Here is a 17,729-nt window from a genome sequence, read left to right as displayed (position 1 = left end):
AGCGCTTGCCGGCGCCTACCGGCCTTTGCGGCGGGCCGGCAGTCAGGCATCGACGCGCGTTGCCTCCTGTATTCGCCTACAAGCCTGTCGCAGACCTGACGCCGCGAGCCGGCATACTCGCCGGGTGCCTATCATCCTGCTTCATCGTTTGGCAGAACACGATCTGCCGGTCGCCGTCAACCACGGTTCGGACGTCGATGCCGTGCGCGTGCTGAGCCTCGCGGGTCACGTCAAGGCGTCCATCCCCAAACCCGTGCGGACCTTGGACGGCTTCAACCAGCCGCCGGCCACTGTCATCGCCATCACCTCGCTGGGACTCAGCATGATCAAGCGCTTTCCGCGGCGCTAGCCGCCAAGTCGCCCTGATCCGCATGCTGACCGCGGCGTGATGGAGCACGGCGATCTCCGTCTCGCACGCCTGAGCGACCCCAGGGTTTGCCCGGATCACCGGTCCGGCGATTCGGACGGCATCTTCGCTCCGCATCCGGATCATCGGCAGAGCACCCGCCCCATCCTCAGCTCATCCCTCATGAAATCAACGGCTTAGCGTGCTTTGCGCGCCGCGCGCCGCGTGGCACATCGATTGCTCTGTACCAAGGCCGACCGCGTCGCCCGATGCGGATCCTGGCCATGACACAGGAGACAAACCGATGAGCACCATGGGTGACCTTGACCCCACGGAAACTGGCGAGTGGATCGACGCGCTTGGCGCGGTTCAACAACACCGCGGCAGCGAGCGCGCGAATTTTCTGTTGAATCGCCTCGTCGACGAGGGCCGCCGCGACGGCGTGTACGTGCCCCGTTCGCTGAACACGGCCTACAAGAACACGATCCCGCCCGAGAAGGAGGAAAAGTCTCCCGGCAACCGCGAGATCGAACACCGCCTGCGCTCCATCATCCGCTGGAACGCGATGGCGATCATCCTGCGCGCCAACAAGGACTCGTCCGAACTCGGCGGCCACATCGCGAGCTTCCAGTCGGCGGCCACGCTCTACGACATTGGCTTCGGCCATTTCTGGCATGCCGCCACCGACACGCATGGCGGCGACCTGCTCTTCATCCAGGGCCACAGCTCGCCCGGCATCTACGCGCGCGCTTTCCTCGAAGGCCGCCTGAGCGAGCAGCAGCTGCTCAACTACCGCCAGGAGGCCGATGGTGGCGGCATCCCGTCGTACCCGCACCCCTGGCTCATGCCCGACTTCTGGCAGTTCCCCACCGTCTCGATGGGCCTGGGCCCGCTGATGGCGATCTACCAGGCGCGCTTCCTCAAGTACCTGCACGGCCGCGGCCTCGCCGACACAGCGCCGCGCAAGGTCTGGGCCTTCATGGGCGACGGCGAGATGGACGAGCCCGAATCGCTCGGCGCCATCTCGCTCGCGGGCCGCGAGAGCCTGGACAACCTCGTGTTCGTCATCAACTGCAACCTGCAGCGCCTCGATGGCCCGGTGCGCGGCAACGGCAAGATCGTGCAGGAGCTCGAGAGCGTGTTCCGCGGCGCCGGCTGGAACGTCATCAAGGTGCTCTGGGGCAGCGGCTGGGACGCGCTGCTCGCCAAGGACAAGAGCGGCAAGCTGCTGCAGCGCATGGAAGAGTGCGTCGACGGCGAGTACCAGGACTTCAAGAGCAAGAGCGGCGCCTATGTGCGCGAGCATTTCTTCGGCAAGTACGACGAGACGAAGGCCCTGGTCGCCGACATGAGCGACGAGCAGATATGGGCGCTGACCCGCGGTGGCCACGACCCGGAGAAGGTGTTCGCCGCCTACGCCGCCGCAGTCAGGCACAAGGGCCAGCCCACGCTGATCCTGCCCAAGACGGTGAAGGGATACGGCATGGGCGAATCGGGCGAGGGCCAGATGATCGCGCACCAGGCCAAGAAGATGACGCAGGACGCGCTGCGCGGCTTCCGCGACCGCTTCCAGATCCCGGTGTCCGATGAAGAGCTGCCCAACGTGCCCTTCATCCAGCTCGCCGAAGACAGCCCCGAGATGAAGTACCTGCGCGAGCGCCGCGCCGCGCTCGGCGGCTACCTGCCGCAGCGCCGCCGCAAGTCGACCGCGCTCGAGATTCCGCCACTGGCCACCTTCGAGCGCCTGCTCAAGGACACCGGCGAGCGCGAGATCTCCACCACCATGGCCTTCGTGCAGATGCTCGGCACGCTGGTGCGGGACAAGGCCATCGGCAAGCACGTGGTGCCCATCGTGCCCGACGAGTCGCGCACCTTCGGCATGGAGGGCATGTTCCGCCAGCTCGGCATCTGGTCCTCGCTCGGCCAGCTCTACAAGCCGCAGGACGCCGACCAGCTCATGTACTACCGCGAGTCGAAGGACGGGCAGGTGCTGCAGGAAGGCATCAACGAGGGCGGCGCGATGTCCAGCTGGATCGTCGCGGCCACCTCGTACAGCACGAACAACGTGCCGATGATTCCGTTCTACATCTACTACTCGATGTTCGGCCTGCAGCGCGTGGGCGACCTGGCCTGGCTGGCCGGCGACATGCGTGCGCGCGGCTTCCTGCTCGGCGGCACCGCGGGGCGCACCACGCTCAACGGCGAGGGCCTGCAGCACGAGGACGGCCACAGCCACATCCTGGCCGGCACGATCCCGAACTGCGTCTCCTACGACCCGACCTTTGCCTACGAGGTGGTGGCCATCGTGCGCGACGGCATGCGGCGCATGTACGCCGAGCAGGAGGACGTGTACTACTACATCACCCTCATGAACGAGAACTACCCGCACCCCGGCATGCCCGAGGGCAGCGAGGCGGGCATTCTCAAGGGCCTCTACCAGTTGAGCGAGGGCGGCAAGACGCCGAAGAAAGGCCACCGCGTGCAGCTCATGGGCAGCGGCACCATCCTGCGCGAGGTGATGTTCGCGGCCGAGCTGCTCAAGAGCGACTTCGGCATCGCGGCCGACGTGTGGAGCGCCACCAGCTACAACGAGCTGCGCCGCGACGGCATGGCCGCCGAACGCTGGAGTCGCCTGCATCCCACCCAGCCCGCGCGCCGGAGCCATGTCGAGCAATGCCTCGACGGCCACGACGGCCCCGTCATCGCGGCCACCGACTACATGCGCAACTACGCCGACCAGGTGCGCGAGTACGTGCAGGCCGCGGGCCGGCGCTACACCGTGCTGGGCACCGACGGCTTCGGCCGCAGCGACTACCGCCGCAAGCTGCGCCGCTTCTTCGAGGTCGACCGCTGGCACGTGGTGGTGGCCGCGCTCAAGGCGCTGGCCGACGACGGCGTGATCAAGCACACCGTGGTGGCCGAGGCCATCGAGAAATACGGGCTCCAAGCCGAGCGCGCCGCCCCCTGGACCGTCTGAGGCAAGGCAGAACATGAGCAACGCAATCGACATCAAGGTTCCCGACATCGGTGACTTCAGCGACGTGCCCGTCATCGAGATCTTCGTGAAGCCCGGTGACACGGTGAAGGCCGAGGACCCGCTGGTTTCGCTCGAATCCGACAAGGCCACGATGGATGTGCCCGCCCCGCGCGGCGGCGTGGTCGAGTCCATTGCCGTGAAGCTGGGCGACAAGGTCAGCGAGGGCAGCGTCATCATGACGTTCAAGGCCGAGGGCGGCGCAGCTGCGCCCGCTCCCGCCGAAGCCGCCAAGCCCAGCGTGAGCGCCGCGCCGTCCGCCACCAGCGCGCCGGCCGGGGTGGCCGAGGTGCGCGTGCCCGACATCGGCGACTTCACGGACGTGCCCGTCATCGAGATCTTCGTGAAGGTCGGCGACACGGTGAAGGCCGAGGACCCGCTCGTCTCGCTCGAATCCGACAAGGCGACGATGGACGTGCCTGCGCCGCTGTCCGGCGTGGTGCAGGCCATCGGCATCAAGATCGGCGACAAGGTCAGCGAGGGCTCGGTGATCCTGACGCTGGCGACCGGCGAGGTGCCCGCAGCGTCCGCGGCAGCGGCACCGGCAGCGTCCGCCGCCGCGACGGCCGCACCTGCGGCTGCCGCTGCCGCGGCTGCCCAAGCGGTTGCGTCCACCGGCACCGCGATCGACGAGGCCACATTTGCGCTCGCCTATGCCGGTCCGGCCGTGCGCAAGCTCGCACGCGAACTCGGTGTGGACCTGGGCAAGCTCAAGGGCAGCGGCGAGCACGGCCGCATCGTGCGCGCGGACGTCGAGGCCTTCGCCAAGGGTGCTGCCGCAGCGCCAGCGCCCGGTAAGGCCGCAGCAGCCCCTGCAGGCGGTGGCGTCGGCGGCATCGACCTGCTGCCCTGGCCCAAGGTCGACTTTGCCAAGTTCGGCCCGACCGAGCGCAAGGAGCTGTCACGCATCAAGAAGATCAGCGCAGCGAACCTGCACCGCAACTGGGTCGTCATTCCGCACGTGACGACGCACGACGAGGCCGACATCACCGAGCTCGAACCCTTCCGCGTGCAGATGAACAAGGAGCTGGAAAAGTCGGGCGTGAAGATCAGCATGCTGCCCTTCATGATGAAGGCGGCAGTGGCCGCGCTGAAGAAGTTCCCGGAGTTCAACGCCAGCCTCGATGGCGATGCGCTGGTGCTCAAGAACTACTGGCACATCGGCTTCGCGGCCGACACGCCCAACGGCCTCATGGTGCCGGTGATCCGCGATGCCGATCGCAAGACCGTGCCCGAGATCGCGAAGGAGATGGGCGAGCTTGCCAAGCTCGCGCGCGACGGCAAGCTCAAGCCCGACCAGATGTCGGGCGGCACCTTCACCATCAGCTCGCTCGGCGGCATCGGCGGCATCTACTTCACGCCGATCATCAACGCGCCCGAAGTCGCCATCATGGGCGTGTGCAAGAGCTACTGGAAGCAGCACTCTTCCGACGGCAAGACCTACACCTCGCGCCTCACGCTGCCGCTTTCGCTGTCGTGGGACCACCGCGTGATCGACGGCGCCGCCGCTGCGCGCTTCAACGTCTATTTCGCCAACGTGCTCGCCGACCTGCGGCGCGTGCTGTTCTGAAGGAAGCTCCCAAATGGCACACATGGTGGAAGTCAAGGTCCCCGACATCGGCGAATTCAAGGATGTCGCGGTCATCGAGCTGCTGGTCAAGCCCGGTGAGGTCATCGCGGTCGATACCGGCCTGATCATGGTGGAGTCCGACAAGGCCTCGATGGAAATTCCGTCGAGCCATGCGGGTACGGTGAAGGAACTGAAGGTCGCGCTCGGCGACAAGGTGAGCGAAGGCTCGGTGATCCTGGTGGTGGAGGCATCGGCGGCCGCGCCTGCAGCGGCGCCGGCCGCCGCTGTCGCCGCGGCGGCTCCCGTTGCCGCCGCACCCGCGCCCACGGCCGGCAGCTACGCCGGCAAGGCCGACATCGAGTGCGAGGTGCTCGTGCTCGGCGCCGGCCCGGGTGGCTACTCGGCCGCCTTCCGCAGCGCGGACCTCGGCATGAAGACCGTGCTCGTGGAGCGCTACGCCACGCTCGGCGGCGTGTGCCTCAATGTTGGCTGCATTCCGTCGAAGGCACTGCTGCATACCGCAAGCGTGATGGACGAAGTCAAGTTGCTGGGCCACCACGGCATCAAGTACACCGCGCCCGAGGTCGACATCGACGCGCTGCGCGGCTTCAAGGACGGTGTCGTCAAGAAGCTCACCGGCGGCCTGGCCGGCATGGCGAAGGCGCGCAAGGTCGAGGTCGTCACCGGTGTCGGCAGCTTCCTCGATCCGCACCATGTCGAGGTGGTGGGCGAGGGCGGCGCGAAGAAGGTGGTGAAGTTCGCCAAGGCCATCATTGCCGCGGGCTCGCAGGCCGTGGAGCTGCCTTTCATGCCCGAGGACGAACGCGTCGTCGACTCCACCGGCGCGCTGCTGCTCAAGAGCATTCCGAAGCGCATGCTGGTGGTCGGCGGCGGCATCATCGGGCTGGAGATGGCCACGGTGTACTCGACGCTGGGCACGCGCGTCGACGTGGTCGAAATGCTCGACGGCCTGATGCAGGGCGCCGACCGCGACCTCGTCAAGGTGTGGGAGAAGTTCAACGCGCCGCGCTTCGACCGCGTCATGCTCAAGACGAAGACCGTCGGCGCCAAGGCCACCAAGGCTGGCATCGAGGTGAGCTTCGAAGGCGAGAAGGCGCCGAAGGAGGCCCAGGTCTACGACCTCGTGCTCGTGGCCGTGGGCCGTAGTCCCAACGGCAAGAAGATCGGCGCCGACAAGGCCGGCGTGGCCGTCACCGAGCGCGGCTTCGTCGACGTCGACAACCAGATGCGCACCAACGTGCCGCACATCTTCGCCATCGGCGACATCGTCGGCCAGCCCATGCTCGCGCACAAGGCCGTGCACGAGGCCCACGTGGCGGCCGAGGCGGCGCACGGCGAAGCGGCGTTCTTCGATGCGCGGCAGATCCCCTCGGTGGCCTTTACCGACCCCGAGGTGGCCTGGGCCGGCAAGACCGAGGAGCAGTGCAAGGCCGAGGGCCTGAAGGTCGGCAAGGCCGTGTTCCCCTGGGCGGCGTCGGGCCGCGCCATCGCCAACGGGCGCGACGAAGGCTTCACCAAGCTGCTGTTCGACGAGGCCACGCACCGCATCGTCGGCGGCGGCATCGTCGGCACGCATGCGGGCGACCTGATCAGCGAGCTGTGCCTGGCCATCGAGATGGGCTGCGAGCCCGGCGACATCGGCAAGACCATCCATCCGCATCCGACACTGGGCGAATCGATTGGCATGGCGGCCGAGCTGTTCGAGGGCGTCTGCACCGATCTGCCGCCGGTGAAGAAGAAGTAGGACGCGCTGCCATGCCAGTTCAACTTGCCTTCGAGGCACTCGGATCGGGGCCTCCCATGGTGATCCTGCACGGCCTGTTCGGCGCCGGCCGCAACTGGACGCAGATCGCCCAGTCGCTGGCCGCCGGCTACCGCGTCTACCTGCCCGATGCCCGCAACCACGGTGCTTCGCCGTGGGCCGAGACCATGTCGTACACCGACATGGCGCTCGACGTGCTGGCGCTCATCGAAAGAGAGCAGCTGGAGCGGCCGTTCGTCGTCGGCCACAGCATGGGCGGCAAGACCGCCATGGCCCTGGCGCTCGGCCACCCAAAAGCCATTGGCGGCGTCGCGGTGATCGACATCGCGCCCGAGTGCTATGCCGACCAGTTCGCCTCGCATGTGTCCGCCATGCGAGGCCTGGACACCGCTGCCGCGGCAAGCCGCCGGCGGATCAGCCAGGCGCTGCTGGACGGTCTGGGCGGCACCGCACCTGTGGACTTCATGATGCAGAACCTGCGGCGCCAGACCGAGCGTTTCGACTGGCGGCTCAATCTGATGGCGACGGCCTTGTGCATGCCGGACCTTTGCGGGTTCCCGGAACAGTTGCTGCGCGAACGCTACGACGGGCCGGCCCTGTTCTTCGCGGCGGCGGAGTCCGACTACGTGCGACCCGATTCGCTTCCACGCATCCAGGCGATGTTCCCCGGCGCGCAGCTGGAGCACATCCCCGAGGCCGGCCACTGGGTGCACGCGGATCAACCGGAAGCGCTGTTGTGCGGCCTGCACGGCTGGCTGGGCGACGCCTGCGCGCTCGCCTCGCGCTGATCAAGACACCCTCGGTACAGACAGACACACGGAGACAAAACCATGTCCGACAACCTGCGCGAAGCTGCCCTCGACTACCACCGCTTTCCCACGCCCGGCAAGATCTCGGTGAACCCGACCAAGCCGATGGCCACCCAGCGCGATCTTGCGCTCGCCTACTCGCCCGGCGTGGCCGACGCCTGCATGGAGATCGCGCGCGACCCGGCCGAGGCCATGAATCTCACCTCGCGCGCCAACCTGGTGGCGGTCATCACCAACGGCACGGCGGTGCTGGGACTCGGCAACATCGGCGCGCTGGCCGGCAAGCCGGTGATGGAAGGCAAGGCCTGCCTGTTCAAGAAGTTCGCCGGCATCGACGTCTTTGACATCGAGCTCGACGAGACCGACCCCGACGCGCTCATCGACACCATCGCGCGCATGGAGCCCACCTTCGGCGGCATCAACCTCGAAGACATCAAGGCGCCCGAGTGCTTCTACATCGAGCGGAAGCTGCGCGAGCGCATGAAGATCCCGGTTTTCCACGACGACCAGCACGGCACCGCCATCGTCGCGGCCGCCGCCATCCTCAACGCGCTCCGGCACGTGAACAAGGACATCCGCGAGGTGAAGCTGGTGGCCTCGGGCGCCGGTGCGGCGGCACTGGCCTGCCTCGACCTGATCGTGAGCCTCGGCCTGCCGCTGCACAACATCTACGTGTCCGACAGCGCGGGCGTGGTCTACACCGGCCGCAAGGAGCAGATGGACCCGAACAAGGCCCGCTATGCGCAGGACACCTCGGCGCGCAAGCTGGCCGACGTGATCGGCGGCGCCGACATCTTCCTCGGCCTGTCGGCCGGCGGCGTGCTCAAGCCGGAGATGGTGAAGGAGATGGCGCGCGATCCGATCATCCTCGCCATGGCCAACCCGACGCCGGAGATCCTGCCGGAAGACGCGCTGGCCGTGCGCCCCGACGCCATCCTCGGCACCGGCCGGTCGGACTATCCGAACCAGGTCAACAACGTGCTGTGTTTTCCGTTCATCTTCCGCGGTGCGCTCGACGTGGGCGCGACCACCATCAACGAGGAGATGAAGCTTGCCGCCGTGCGCGCCATCGCGGAGCTCGCGCATGCCGAGATTCCCGAAGTGGTGGCGCAGGCCTACGGCGCGCTCGGCCTGCGCTTCGGCCGCGACTACCTGATCCCCAAGCCCTTCGACCCGCGCCTGATCGAGGCGGTCGCGCCCGCGGTGGCGCAGGCCGCGGTCGACAGCGGCGTGGCGACACGGCCCATCGCCGACATGAAGGCCTACCGCCAGCGCCTGTCGCAGTTCGTCTACCAGTCGGGCAGCAGCATGCAGCCGCTGTTCGCAGCCGCCAAGCAGTCGCCCAAGCGCGTGGTCTACGCCGAGGGCGAGGACGAGCGCGTGCTGCGCGCCGCGCAGGTGGTGGTGGACGAAGGCCTGGCGCGGCCGCTGCTGCTGGGCCGCCCCGAGGTGATCGCCGAGCGCATCGCGCAGTACGGCCTGCGCCTTGCGCTGGGCACCGACTGCGAGGCCGTCGACCTGCTCGACCCCGCCGTGCACGGCGACGCCGCCGAGGCCTACTACCAGCTCAAGCGCCGCGACGGCGTCTCGCGCCTGGTGGCGCAGACCGAGATGCGCAGCCGCGGCACGCTGCTCGCGGCGATGCTGGTGCGCCAGGGCCGGGCCGACGCCATGCTGTGCGGCACGCTGGGCGGCTACGGCGATCACCTGCGCCATGTGCGCGACGTGATCGGCCTGCGCCCCGGCACCAAGACCATGGCCGCCATGCAGATGCTGATGCTGCCGGGACGCCAGCTCTTCATCTGCGACACGCACGTCAACCGCGACCCCGATGCGGCGCAGATCGCAGAGATCACATTGCTGGCGGCCGAAGAGGTGCGCCGCTTCGGCGTGACGCCGAGCGTGGCGCTGCTGTCGCACTCGAACTTCGGCGGCTCGGATGCGGCCTCGGCCGTGAAGATGCGCGAGGCGCTCGCGTTCATCAAGGCGAGCGATCCGCAGCTCGCGGTGGAAGGCGAGATGCGCGGCGACGCGGCGCTGTCCAAGTCGATCCTCGACCACGAGTTCCCGGACTCGGCGCTGGACACCGAAGCCAACGTGCTCATCATGCCCAACGTCGACGCGGCCAACATCTCCTACAACCTGCTGCGCATGGCGGCCGGCAGCGGCATCACGGTGGGAGGCATCCTGCTGGGCGCCGCGCGCTCGGTGCACATCCTCACGCCGTCGTCCACGGTGCGCCGCATCGTCAACATGACGGCGCTGGCGGTGGTCGATGCCAACTCGCACCGCGGCGCGTCCTGACGGCACGGCCATGAACGACATCGTGCTCCATGGCCCGCAGCGCGGCGCCGCCAAGACGCGCCGGATACCGATCCGCGTGGCCGAGGCAGGCCCGGCCCTGCCCAAGCCCGACTGGATCCGCGTGCGCGTCTCGCAGAGCGAGAGCTTCCGCGAGGTGAAGCGCACGCTGCGCGAGGCCAGCCTGCACACCGTGTGCGAAGAGGCCTCGTGCCCGAACATCGGCGAATGCTTCGGCAAGGGCACCGCCACCTTCATGGTGCTGGGCGACCTCTGCACGCGTCGCTGCCCTTTCTGCGACGTGGCCCACGGCCGTCCGCAGCCGCCCGATCCGCAGGAGGCGCAGCACCTGGCCGACACGGTCGCTCGGCTGCGCCTGAAGTACGTGGTGATCACCAGCGTCGACCGCGACGACCTGCGCGACGGCGGTGCGGCGCATTTCGCCGCCTGCATCCGCGCGGTGCGCAGGCAGTCGCCCGGCACGCAAATCGAGGTGCTCACGCCCGACTTCCGCGGCCGCGCCGAGGTTGCGCTCGACATCCTCGCGGCCGACCCGCCGGACGTGATGAACCACAACCTCGAGACCGTGCCGCGCCTGTACCGCCAGGCGCGACCCGGCGCCGACTACATGCACTCGCTTCGGCTGCTCCAGTCGTTCCGCGCGCGCTGCCCCGGCGTGCCCACCAAGTCGGGCCTGATGCTGGGCCTGGGCGAGACCGACGACGAAGTGCTGGAGGTGATGCGCGACCTGCGCCGCCATGGCGTCGACATGCTCACCGTCGGCCAGTACCTGCAGCCGCGCCCCGGCAACCTGCCGGTTGCGCGCTACGTCGCTCCGGCGCAATTCGAAACTCTTGCTCAGCAGGCGCACGCCATGGGCTTTGCCCATGCCGCCTGCGGACCGCTCGTGCGGTCGAGCTACCACGCCGACCGGCAGGCGCATGCCGCCGGCGTCTGAATTTTCTAGGAGACATTCGTGGACCACCAACCCGTATCCAAGCCCTTCTACAAGTCCCTGTACTTCCAGGTCATCACTGCGATCGTCATCGGCGTGCTGCTGGGCCATTTCTATCCACAGACCGGCGCGGCAATGAAGCCGCTGGGCGACGGCTTCATCAAGCTCATCAAGATGATCATCGCGCCGATCATCTTTTGCACGGTGGTGGTCGGCATCGCCGGCATGGAGGACATGAAGAAGGTCGGCAAGACCGGCGGCCTGGCGCTGCTGTACTTCGAGATCGTCAGCACCATTGCGCTGGTGGTGGGGCTGGTCATCATCAACGTCGTGCGGCCCGGCGCCGGCATGAACATCGACGTGAGCCAACTCGACACCAAGGCGATCGCCGCCTACACAGCGCCTGGACAGATGCAGGGCACGGTCGACTTCCTGCTGCATGTGATCCCGAGCACGGTGGTCGACGCGTTCGCCAAGGGCGAGATTCTCCAGGTGCTGCTGTTCGCCGTGATGTTCGGCTTCGCGCTGCACAAGTTCGGCGGTCGCGGTACGCTGGTGTTCGACTTCATCGAGAAGTTCTCCCACGTCCTGTTCGTCATCGTCGGCTACATCATGAAGGTGGCGCCGATCGGCGCTTTCGGCGCGATGGCATTCACGATCGGCAAGTACGGCGTCGGCTCGCTGCTGCAGCTCGGCCAGCTGATGGCGACCTTCTACGCCACGTGCCTGCTGTTCATCTTCGTCATTCTCGGCGGCATCGCGCGGGCGCACGGCTTCTCGATCTGGAAGTTCATCAAGTACATCAAGGAAGAGCTGCTGATCGTGCTGGGCACCTCCTCCAGCGAATCGGTGCTGCCGCGCATGATGGCCAAGCTCGAGAACCTGGGCGCCAAGAAGTCGGTGGTCGGCCTGGTCATCCCGACCGGCTACTCGTTCAACCTCGACGGCACCTCGATCTACCTGACGATGGCGGCCGTGTTCATCGCGCAGGCCACCAACACCGACATGACGGTGACGCAACAGATCACGCTGCTGCTGGTGCTGCTGCTGACGTCCAAGGGCGCGGCCGGCGTGACCGGCAGCGGCTTCATCGTGCTGGCCGCCACGCTGTCGGCAGTGGGGCACGTGCCGGTGGCGGGCCTGGCGCTGATCCTGGGCATCGACCGTTTCATGTCGGAAGCCCGCGCGCTGACCAACCTGATCGGCAACGGCGTCGCCACGGTGGTGGTCGCCAAGTGGACCAACGACCTGGACGCCGCCCGCATGAAGCGCATCCTGGACAACGAGACGCCGGCCGAGGCCGACGCGCCCGAGGCAGTGCTGGATCAGGTCGAAACCCACATGCCCGTGGCCCAGCCGCGCTGAAGCGACCACATGCCTGTACGGAGCAGCCAACCATGAACAGCCCCGTGCAGAGGCACCGAGTCGTCATCGTGGGCGGCGGCGCCGGCGGGCTGGAACTGGCCACGCGCCTCGGCGATACGCTGGGCAAGCGCGGCATGGCGGACATCACGCTGGTCGACAAGCACCGCACCCACGTGTGGAAGCCCAAGCTGCACGAGATCGCCGCGGGCAGCATGGACCTGAGCGCACACGAGGTCGACTACCTTGCGCAGGCGCACTGGCATCGTTTCCGCTTCCGGCTCGGCGAGCTCACCGGCATCGACCGCGAGCGGCGCGAGGTGCATGTGGCGCCCTACATGGACGACGAGGGCCGGCTGGTCACGCCGGCGCGCGCCTTCGGCTACGACACGCTGGTGGTCGCCATCGGCAGTCTCAGCAACGACTTCGGCACGCCCGGCGTGCGCGAGCATGCGCTGCGGCTCGAGTCGAAGGCGGACGCCCAGCGCTTTCACCAGCGCATGGTCAACGCCTGCATCCGCGCGCACGCGCAGACCGCGCCGCTCAGACCCGAGCAGCTGCACGTGGCGATCATCGGTGCCGGCGCCACCGGCGTGGAGCTGGCCGCCGAGCTGCATCGCACCACGCGCGAGGTCGTGGCTTACGGGCTCGATCGCGTGGATGCCGAGAAGGACATCCAGGTCAGCGTGATCGAGGCCGCCGACCGCGTCCTGCCCGCGCTGCCGCCGCGCATGTCGGCCGCCACCGAGGCGCTCCTGCGCAAGCTGGGCGTGGACGTGCACACCTCGGCCAAGGTGGCGGAGGTGCTGCCCGAGGGCGTGCGCCTGGCCGACGGCCGCACGCTGCCGGCCGAGCTGGTGGTGTGGGCCGCGGGCGTGAAGGCGGCCGATTTCATGAAGGACATCGCGGGACTCGAAACCAACCGCAGCAACCAGCTCGCGGTGCTGCCGACGCTGCAGACCACGCGCGATGCCGACATCTTCGCCATCGGCGACTGCGCGGCCTGCGACTGGCCCGAGGCCAACGACGGCAAGGGCGGCCTGGTGCCGCCGCGCGCGCAGGCGGCGCACCAGCAGGCCTCGCACGTCGCGGCGCAGATCCGCCGGCGCATGGGCGGAAAGGCGCTCAAGCCCTACCGCTACCGCGACTTCGGCTCGCTGGTGTCGCTCGGCGAATTCAGCACGGTCGGCAACATGATGGGCGGGCCCGTCGGCGGCAGCCTGATGATCGAAGGCCGCTTCGCGCGGCTCATGTACATGTCGCTCTACAAGATGCACGAGCTGGCGCTGCACGGCGTCATCAAGGTCTCGCTCGACACGCTCGCCCGCCTCATCACGCGGCGCACCGAACCCCACGTCAAGCTCCATTGAGCAGTCACGGCCATGACCCAACCCTCACCCGATCTCGATGCGACCTCGTGGTTGCAAGCCTGGCAGCAGGGCCTGTCGCAGGGGCACACGCAGTTCGGCACATTGATGCGCCATGCGCTGGAGGCGGCGCCGTTCGACGCACGCGGCAAGGCACAGATGGACTTCGCGCTGCGGCAGGTCGTCGATGCCATGAACCCGGCCAACAGCCTCGCCACCAACCCGGAGGCGATGCAGGCCGCGCTCGATTCCGGCGGCGCGAGCCTGCTCGAAGGCGCGCGCCTTTTCCTGGCGGACGTGGCGAAGGGCCGCATCTCGATGTCGGACGACGAGGCCTTCGAGGTCGGCCGCAACGTCGCGACCAGCCCCGGCAGCGTGGTGTTCGAGAACGAGTTGATGCAGCTCGTGCAGTACACGCCGTCCACGGCGAAGGTCCACAAGCGCCCGCTGGTCATCGTGCCGCCTTGCATCAACAAGTTCTACATCCTCGACCTGCAGCCGGGTAACTCGCTGGTTGCCTATGCGGTCGAACAGGGCCACACCGTCTTCCTGGTGTCGTGGCGCAATGTCTCGGCCGAGCAGGGCCATCTGGGCTGGGACGACTACGTCGAGCAAGGCGTGCTGCGGGCGCTCGATGTCGCGCGGAGCATCGCCCGTGCCGACAAGGTCAACACGCTGGGCTTCTGCATCGGCGGCACGCTGCTGGGCAGCGCGCTCGCCGTAGCCGCCGCGCGCGGTGAAACGCCGGCCGCCAGCGTCACGCTGCTGACCGCGATGCTCGATTTCTCGGACACCGGAGAACTGGGCCTGATGGTGGATGAGGCCATGGTGGCCGCGCGCGAAGCCACCATCGGCCGTGGCGGCCTGCTCAAGGGCCGCGAGCTCGCGACCGTGTTCGCCGCGCTGCGCGCCAACGACCTGATCTGGCCCTACGTGGTCAACGGCTACCTCAAGGGCCGCGCGCCGCCGGCTTTCGACCTGCTGTACTGGAACGGCGACGACACCAACCTGCCGGGGCCGATGTACTGCTGGTACCTGCGCAACACCTACCTGGAGAACAGGCTGCGCGTACCCGGCGGCACGGTGCAGTGCGGCGTGCCGGTGGATCTATCGCGCGTCGATGCGCCGGCCTTCGTCTACGCCTCGCGCGACGACCACATCGTGCCGTGGAAGACCGCCTATGCCGGCACGCAACTGCTCGGCGGCGACACGCGTTTCGTGCTCGGCGCCAGCGGCCACATCGCGGGCGTGATCAACCCGCCCGCGAAGAAGAAGCGCAACCACTGGGTCGGCGATCTCGCGTCGGACGCCGGTGCCTGGCTCGACGGCGCGCAAAGCATCGACGGCAGCTGGTGGCCCGCGTGGAGCGACTGGCTCGCCGCCCATGCTGGCGCGAAGGTCGCCGCCCGCCGCGCGTTGGGCAGCGCGGATTTTCCCGTGATCGAGCCCGCCCCCGGGCGCTATGTCAAAGCCAAGGCGGCCTGAAGCCGGGCCGTCGTCATTCCCTTCGCATCAACCCCCAAGGAGACTCTCATGTCAGACGATATCGTGATCGTGGCCGCGCAACGCACGGCGGTCGGCAAGTTCGGCGGCTCGCTCGCCGGCACGGCCGCGCCCGAGCTGGGCGCGCATGTGGTGAAGGGCCTGCTCGCCAAGGCCGGCGTGCCGGGCGATGCGGTGTCCGAGGTGATCATGGGCCAGGTGCTCGCGGCCGGCTCGGGCCAGAACCCCGCGCGCCAGACCGTGATCAAGGCCGGTTTGGCCGTCGGCGTGCCGGGCCTCACCATCAACAAGGTCTGCGGCTCGGGCCTGAAGGCCGTGATGCTGGCGGCGCAGGCCGTGAAGTGCGGCGACGCCGAGATCGTGGTGGCCGGCGGCCAGGAGAACATGAGCGCTGCGCCGCACGTGCTGCCCAATTCGCGCAACGGCCAGCGCATGGGCGACTGGAAGCTGGTCGACACCATGATCGTGGACGGCCTGTGGGACGTCTACAACCAGTACCACATGGGCACCACGGCCGAGAACGTGGCGAAGAAGTACGGCATTACGCGCGAGATGCAGGACGCGCTGGCGTTGGCCTCGCAGCAGAAGGCCGCGGCCGCGCAGGACGCGGGGCGCTTCGACGACGAGATCCTGCCCTTCAGCATTGCGCAGAAGAAGGGGGACCCCGTCGTCTTTGCGGCCGACGAGTTCGTGAACCGCAAGACCAACGCCGATGCGCTCGCCGGCCTGCGCCCGGCCTTCGACAAGACCGGCTCGGTGACGGCCGGCAATGCCTCGGGCCTGAACGATGGCGCGGCCGCGGTGCTGGTGATGTCGGCCTCGCGCGCCGCCGCACTGGGCCTGCAGCCGCTCGCGGTGATCCGCGCCTACGCGAGTGCAGGGCTGGACCCGTCGCTCATGGGCATGGGCCCGGTGCCCGCTTCGCAGCTGGCGCTGAAGAAGGCCGGCTGGAAGGCGCAGGACCTCGACCTGATGGAGATCAACGAAGCCTTCGCGGCGCAGGCCTGCGCGGTCAACCGCGAGATGGACTGGGACACCAGCCGCATCAACGTCAACGGCGGCGCCATCGCCATCGGCCACCCCATCGGCGCCTCGGGCTGCCGCGTGCTGGTGACGCTGCTGCACGAGATGCGCCGCCGCGGTGCCAACAAGGGCCTGGCCTCGCTGTGCATAGGCGGCGGCATGGGCGTGGCGCTGGCCGTCGAGCGCGCCTGACCGATTTTCTTAGTCACACAACGTACCAAGGAGAATGCAGATGAGCGAGAAGCAGCAACAAGTGGTCCTGGTCACCGGCGGCATGGGTGGCCTGGGCGAGACGATCTCCACCAAGATGGTCGATGCAGGCTACAAGCTCGCGGTGACCTATTCGCCGGGCAACAAGTCGCATGCCGAGTGGGTGGCGCAGATGGCGCAGCGCGGCTATGAGATTCTGGCCGTGCCCTGCGACGTGGCGGACTTCGACTCGTGCGCGCGCGCCGTGTCGGAGGTGCAGGAGCGGCTGGGCCCGGTCGACGTGCTGGTCAACAACGCCGGCATCACGCGCGACATGACCTTCAAGAAGATGGACCGCATCAACTGGGACGCGGTACTGCGCACCAACCTCGACAGCCTGTTCAACATGAGCAAGCAGGTGGCCGACGGCATGGTGGACCGCGGCTGGGGCCGCATCATCAACGTGTCCTCGGTGAATGGCTCGAAGGGCGCGTTCGGACAGACCAACTACTCGGCCGCCAAGGCCGGGGTGCATGGCTTCACCAAGGCGCTGGCGCTCGAGGTGGCGAAGAAGGGCGTCACCGTGAACACCATCTCGCCGGGCTACATCGGCACCAAGATGGTCACGGCCATTCCGAAGGAAGTACTCGACAGCAAGATCCTGCCGCACATCCCCGTGGGCCGTCTCGGCAAGCCCGAGGAGGTGGCGGGCCTGATCATCTACCTCGCCTCGGAAGAGGCGGCGTTCGTGACCGGCGCCAACATCGCCATCAATGGCGGCCAGCACATGCAATGAGCAAACGACCATGATCCTCAAAAACGGCATCGATCAGGTCGCACTGATCAAGAAGTTCTCCGAGGCCTCCGCCAAGCAGGGCGAGACCGTGCGCAAGGCGGTGCACGAGGCCACGCTCAAGGCGCTGCAGGGCCGCGAGCTCACGCTGGCGAACATCCGGCAGGTGTTGGGCACGGTCACCAGGACGGCCTCGGCCGGCGCGGCCGGCAGCAAGCTGCCCGCGCCCGATGTGGAAGGCCTGCTCGGCAAGGTCTTTGCCGGCATGGACGGCGCGCTGGAGCAGGCCGTGCTGGCCAACCAGCGCGCGCTGCAACAGCTGGTCGACCAGGGCGTGAGCCTGCGCGAGACGCAGCTCAAGAAGGCGCTCGCCGACATCGAGAAGATGGAGGAGACGCTGTTCGCCAGCGTGCGCAAGGCGGCGCCGGCCGACGGTCCGTGGAGCGGCGTCTTCCAGGCGATGCAGGGCAAGGGCACCGGCACCGGCGCGCGCGCCACGGCGGCGCTCGAGCAGCTCATGGAAGACACGCAGAAGAGCCTGCGCGACGGCCGCGCGATGGGCCTGCGCGCCTCGCAGGCGCTGATCGACAGCTACTCGGCGCTGGTGAGCGGCGTGCTCATCGGCATGTCGGAAGCCTTGAAGCAGGGCGGGGCGGCGAAGCGATGACCCAGGCCGGCGGCGGCCGCGCCGCCG

13 protein-coding genes are annotated in these 17,729 nt (G+C 68.1%); all 13 read left to right on the top strand.

Going from position 1 to position 17,729, the window contains the following annotated elements:
* The first annotated feature begins 148 nt into the window (after positions 1–148).
* The 13 genes from ACSQ9A_RS16730 to ACSQ9A_RS16670 all read left to right on the top strand — a co-directional run bounded on the left by ACSQ9A_RS16730 (position 149) and on the right by ACSQ9A_RS16670 (position 17,702).
* A complete protein-coding gene (locus ACSQ9A_RS16730) occupies positions 149–349 on the top strand; it encodes a hypothetical protein (RefSeq protein ID WP_436304444.1) in 201 nt (66 codons plus the stop codon).
* A gap of 301 nt (positions 350–650) precedes the next feature.
* Positions 651–3,323, top strand: a complete 2,673-nt coding sequence (gene aceE / locus ACSQ9A_RS16725) for a pyruvate dehydrogenase (acetyl-transferring), homodimeric type (protein ID WP_436304443.1) — start codon at positions 651–653, stop codon at positions 3,321–3,323.
* Positions 3,324–3,336: 13 nt separating this feature from the next.
* On the top strand, positions 3,337–4,950 hold the full coding sequence (aceF, locus tag ACSQ9A_RS16720; protein ID WP_436304442.1) for a dihydrolipoyllysine-residue acetyltransferase: 1,614 nt from the start codon (positions 3,337–3,339) through the stop codon (positions 4,948–4,950).
* Positions 4,951–4,963: 13 nt separating this feature from the next.
* Entirely contained in the window at positions 4,964–6,715 is a 1,752-nt protein-coding gene (gene lpdA / locus ACSQ9A_RS16715; RefSeq protein WP_436304441.1) for a dihydrolipoyl dehydrogenase, read from the top strand.
* An 11-nt stretch (positions 6,716–6,726) separates the two neighbouring features.
* A complete protein-coding gene (locus ACSQ9A_RS16710; protein WP_436304440.1) occupies positions 6,727–7,521 on the top strand; it encodes an alpha/beta fold hydrolase in 795 nt (264 codons plus the stop codon).
* A gap of 42 nt (positions 7,522–7,563) precedes the next feature.
* Positions 7,564–9,846, top strand: coding sequence for an NADP-dependent malic enzyme (locus ACSQ9A_RS16705; RefSeq protein ID WP_436304439.1), 2,283 nt, complete (start codon positions 7,564–7,566; stop codon positions 9,844–9,846).
* A gap of 10 nt (positions 9,847–9,856) precedes the next feature.
* Positions 9,857–10,801 (top strand): lipoyl synthase, encoded by a 945-nt coding sequence (gene lipA, locus ACSQ9A_RS16700; protein WP_436306311.1) that lies wholly within the window; start codon positions 9,857–9,859, stop codon positions 10,799–10,801.
* Between the two features lie 18 nt (positions 10,802–10,819).
* On the top strand, positions 10,820–12,163 hold the full coding sequence (locus ACSQ9A_RS16695; RefSeq protein WP_436304438.1) for a dicarboxylate/amino acid:cation symporter: 1,344 nt from the start codon (positions 10,820–10,822) through the stop codon (positions 12,161–12,163).
* Positions 12,164–12,195: 32 nt separating this feature from the next.
* Positions 12,196–13,530, top strand: coding sequence for an NAD(P)/FAD-dependent oxidoreductase (locus ACSQ9A_RS16690; protein WP_436304437.1), 1,335 nt, complete (start codon positions 12,196–12,198; stop codon positions 13,528–13,530).
* A 12-nt stretch (positions 13,531–13,542) separates the two neighbouring features.
* Complete coding sequence (locus ACSQ9A_RS16685) at positions 13,543–15,012, top strand: PHA/PHB synthase family protein (RefSeq protein ID WP_436304436.1); 1,470 nt, start codon at positions 13,543–13,545, stop codon at positions 15,010–15,012.
* Positions 15,013–15,060: 48 nt separating this feature from the next.
* The gene (locus ACSQ9A_RS16680) at positions 15,061–16,245 is read left to right on the top strand and encodes an acetyl-CoA C-acetyltransferase (protein ID WP_436296302.1); all 1,185 of its coding nucleotides are present in this window, start codon (positions 15,061–15,063) and stop codon (positions 16,243–16,245) included.
* 40 nt (positions 16,246–16,285) lie between these two features.
* Entirely contained in the window at positions 16,286–17,038 is a 753-nt protein-coding gene (gene phbB / locus ACSQ9A_RS16675; protein WP_214699133.1) for an acetoacetyl-CoA reductase, read from the top strand.
* A 10-nt stretch (positions 17,039–17,048) separates the two neighbouring features.
* Positions 17,049–17,702: a DUF6781 family protein gene (locus ACSQ9A_RS16670; protein WP_436292786.1), complete on the top strand. Its 654-nt coding sequence runs from the start codon at positions 17,049–17,051 to the stop codon at positions 17,700–17,702.
* Positions 17,703–17,729: the final 27 nt, after the last annotated feature.

The organism is Variovorax sp. LjRoot290 (assembly GCF_964253985.1).
Lineage (GTDB): Bacteria > Pseudomonadota > Gammaproteobacteria > Burkholderiales > Burkholderiaceae_C > Variovorax.
The sequence above is the reverse complement of the archived record's forward strand: the minus strand, read 5'-3'. Positions and strand labels throughout refer to the sequence as shown.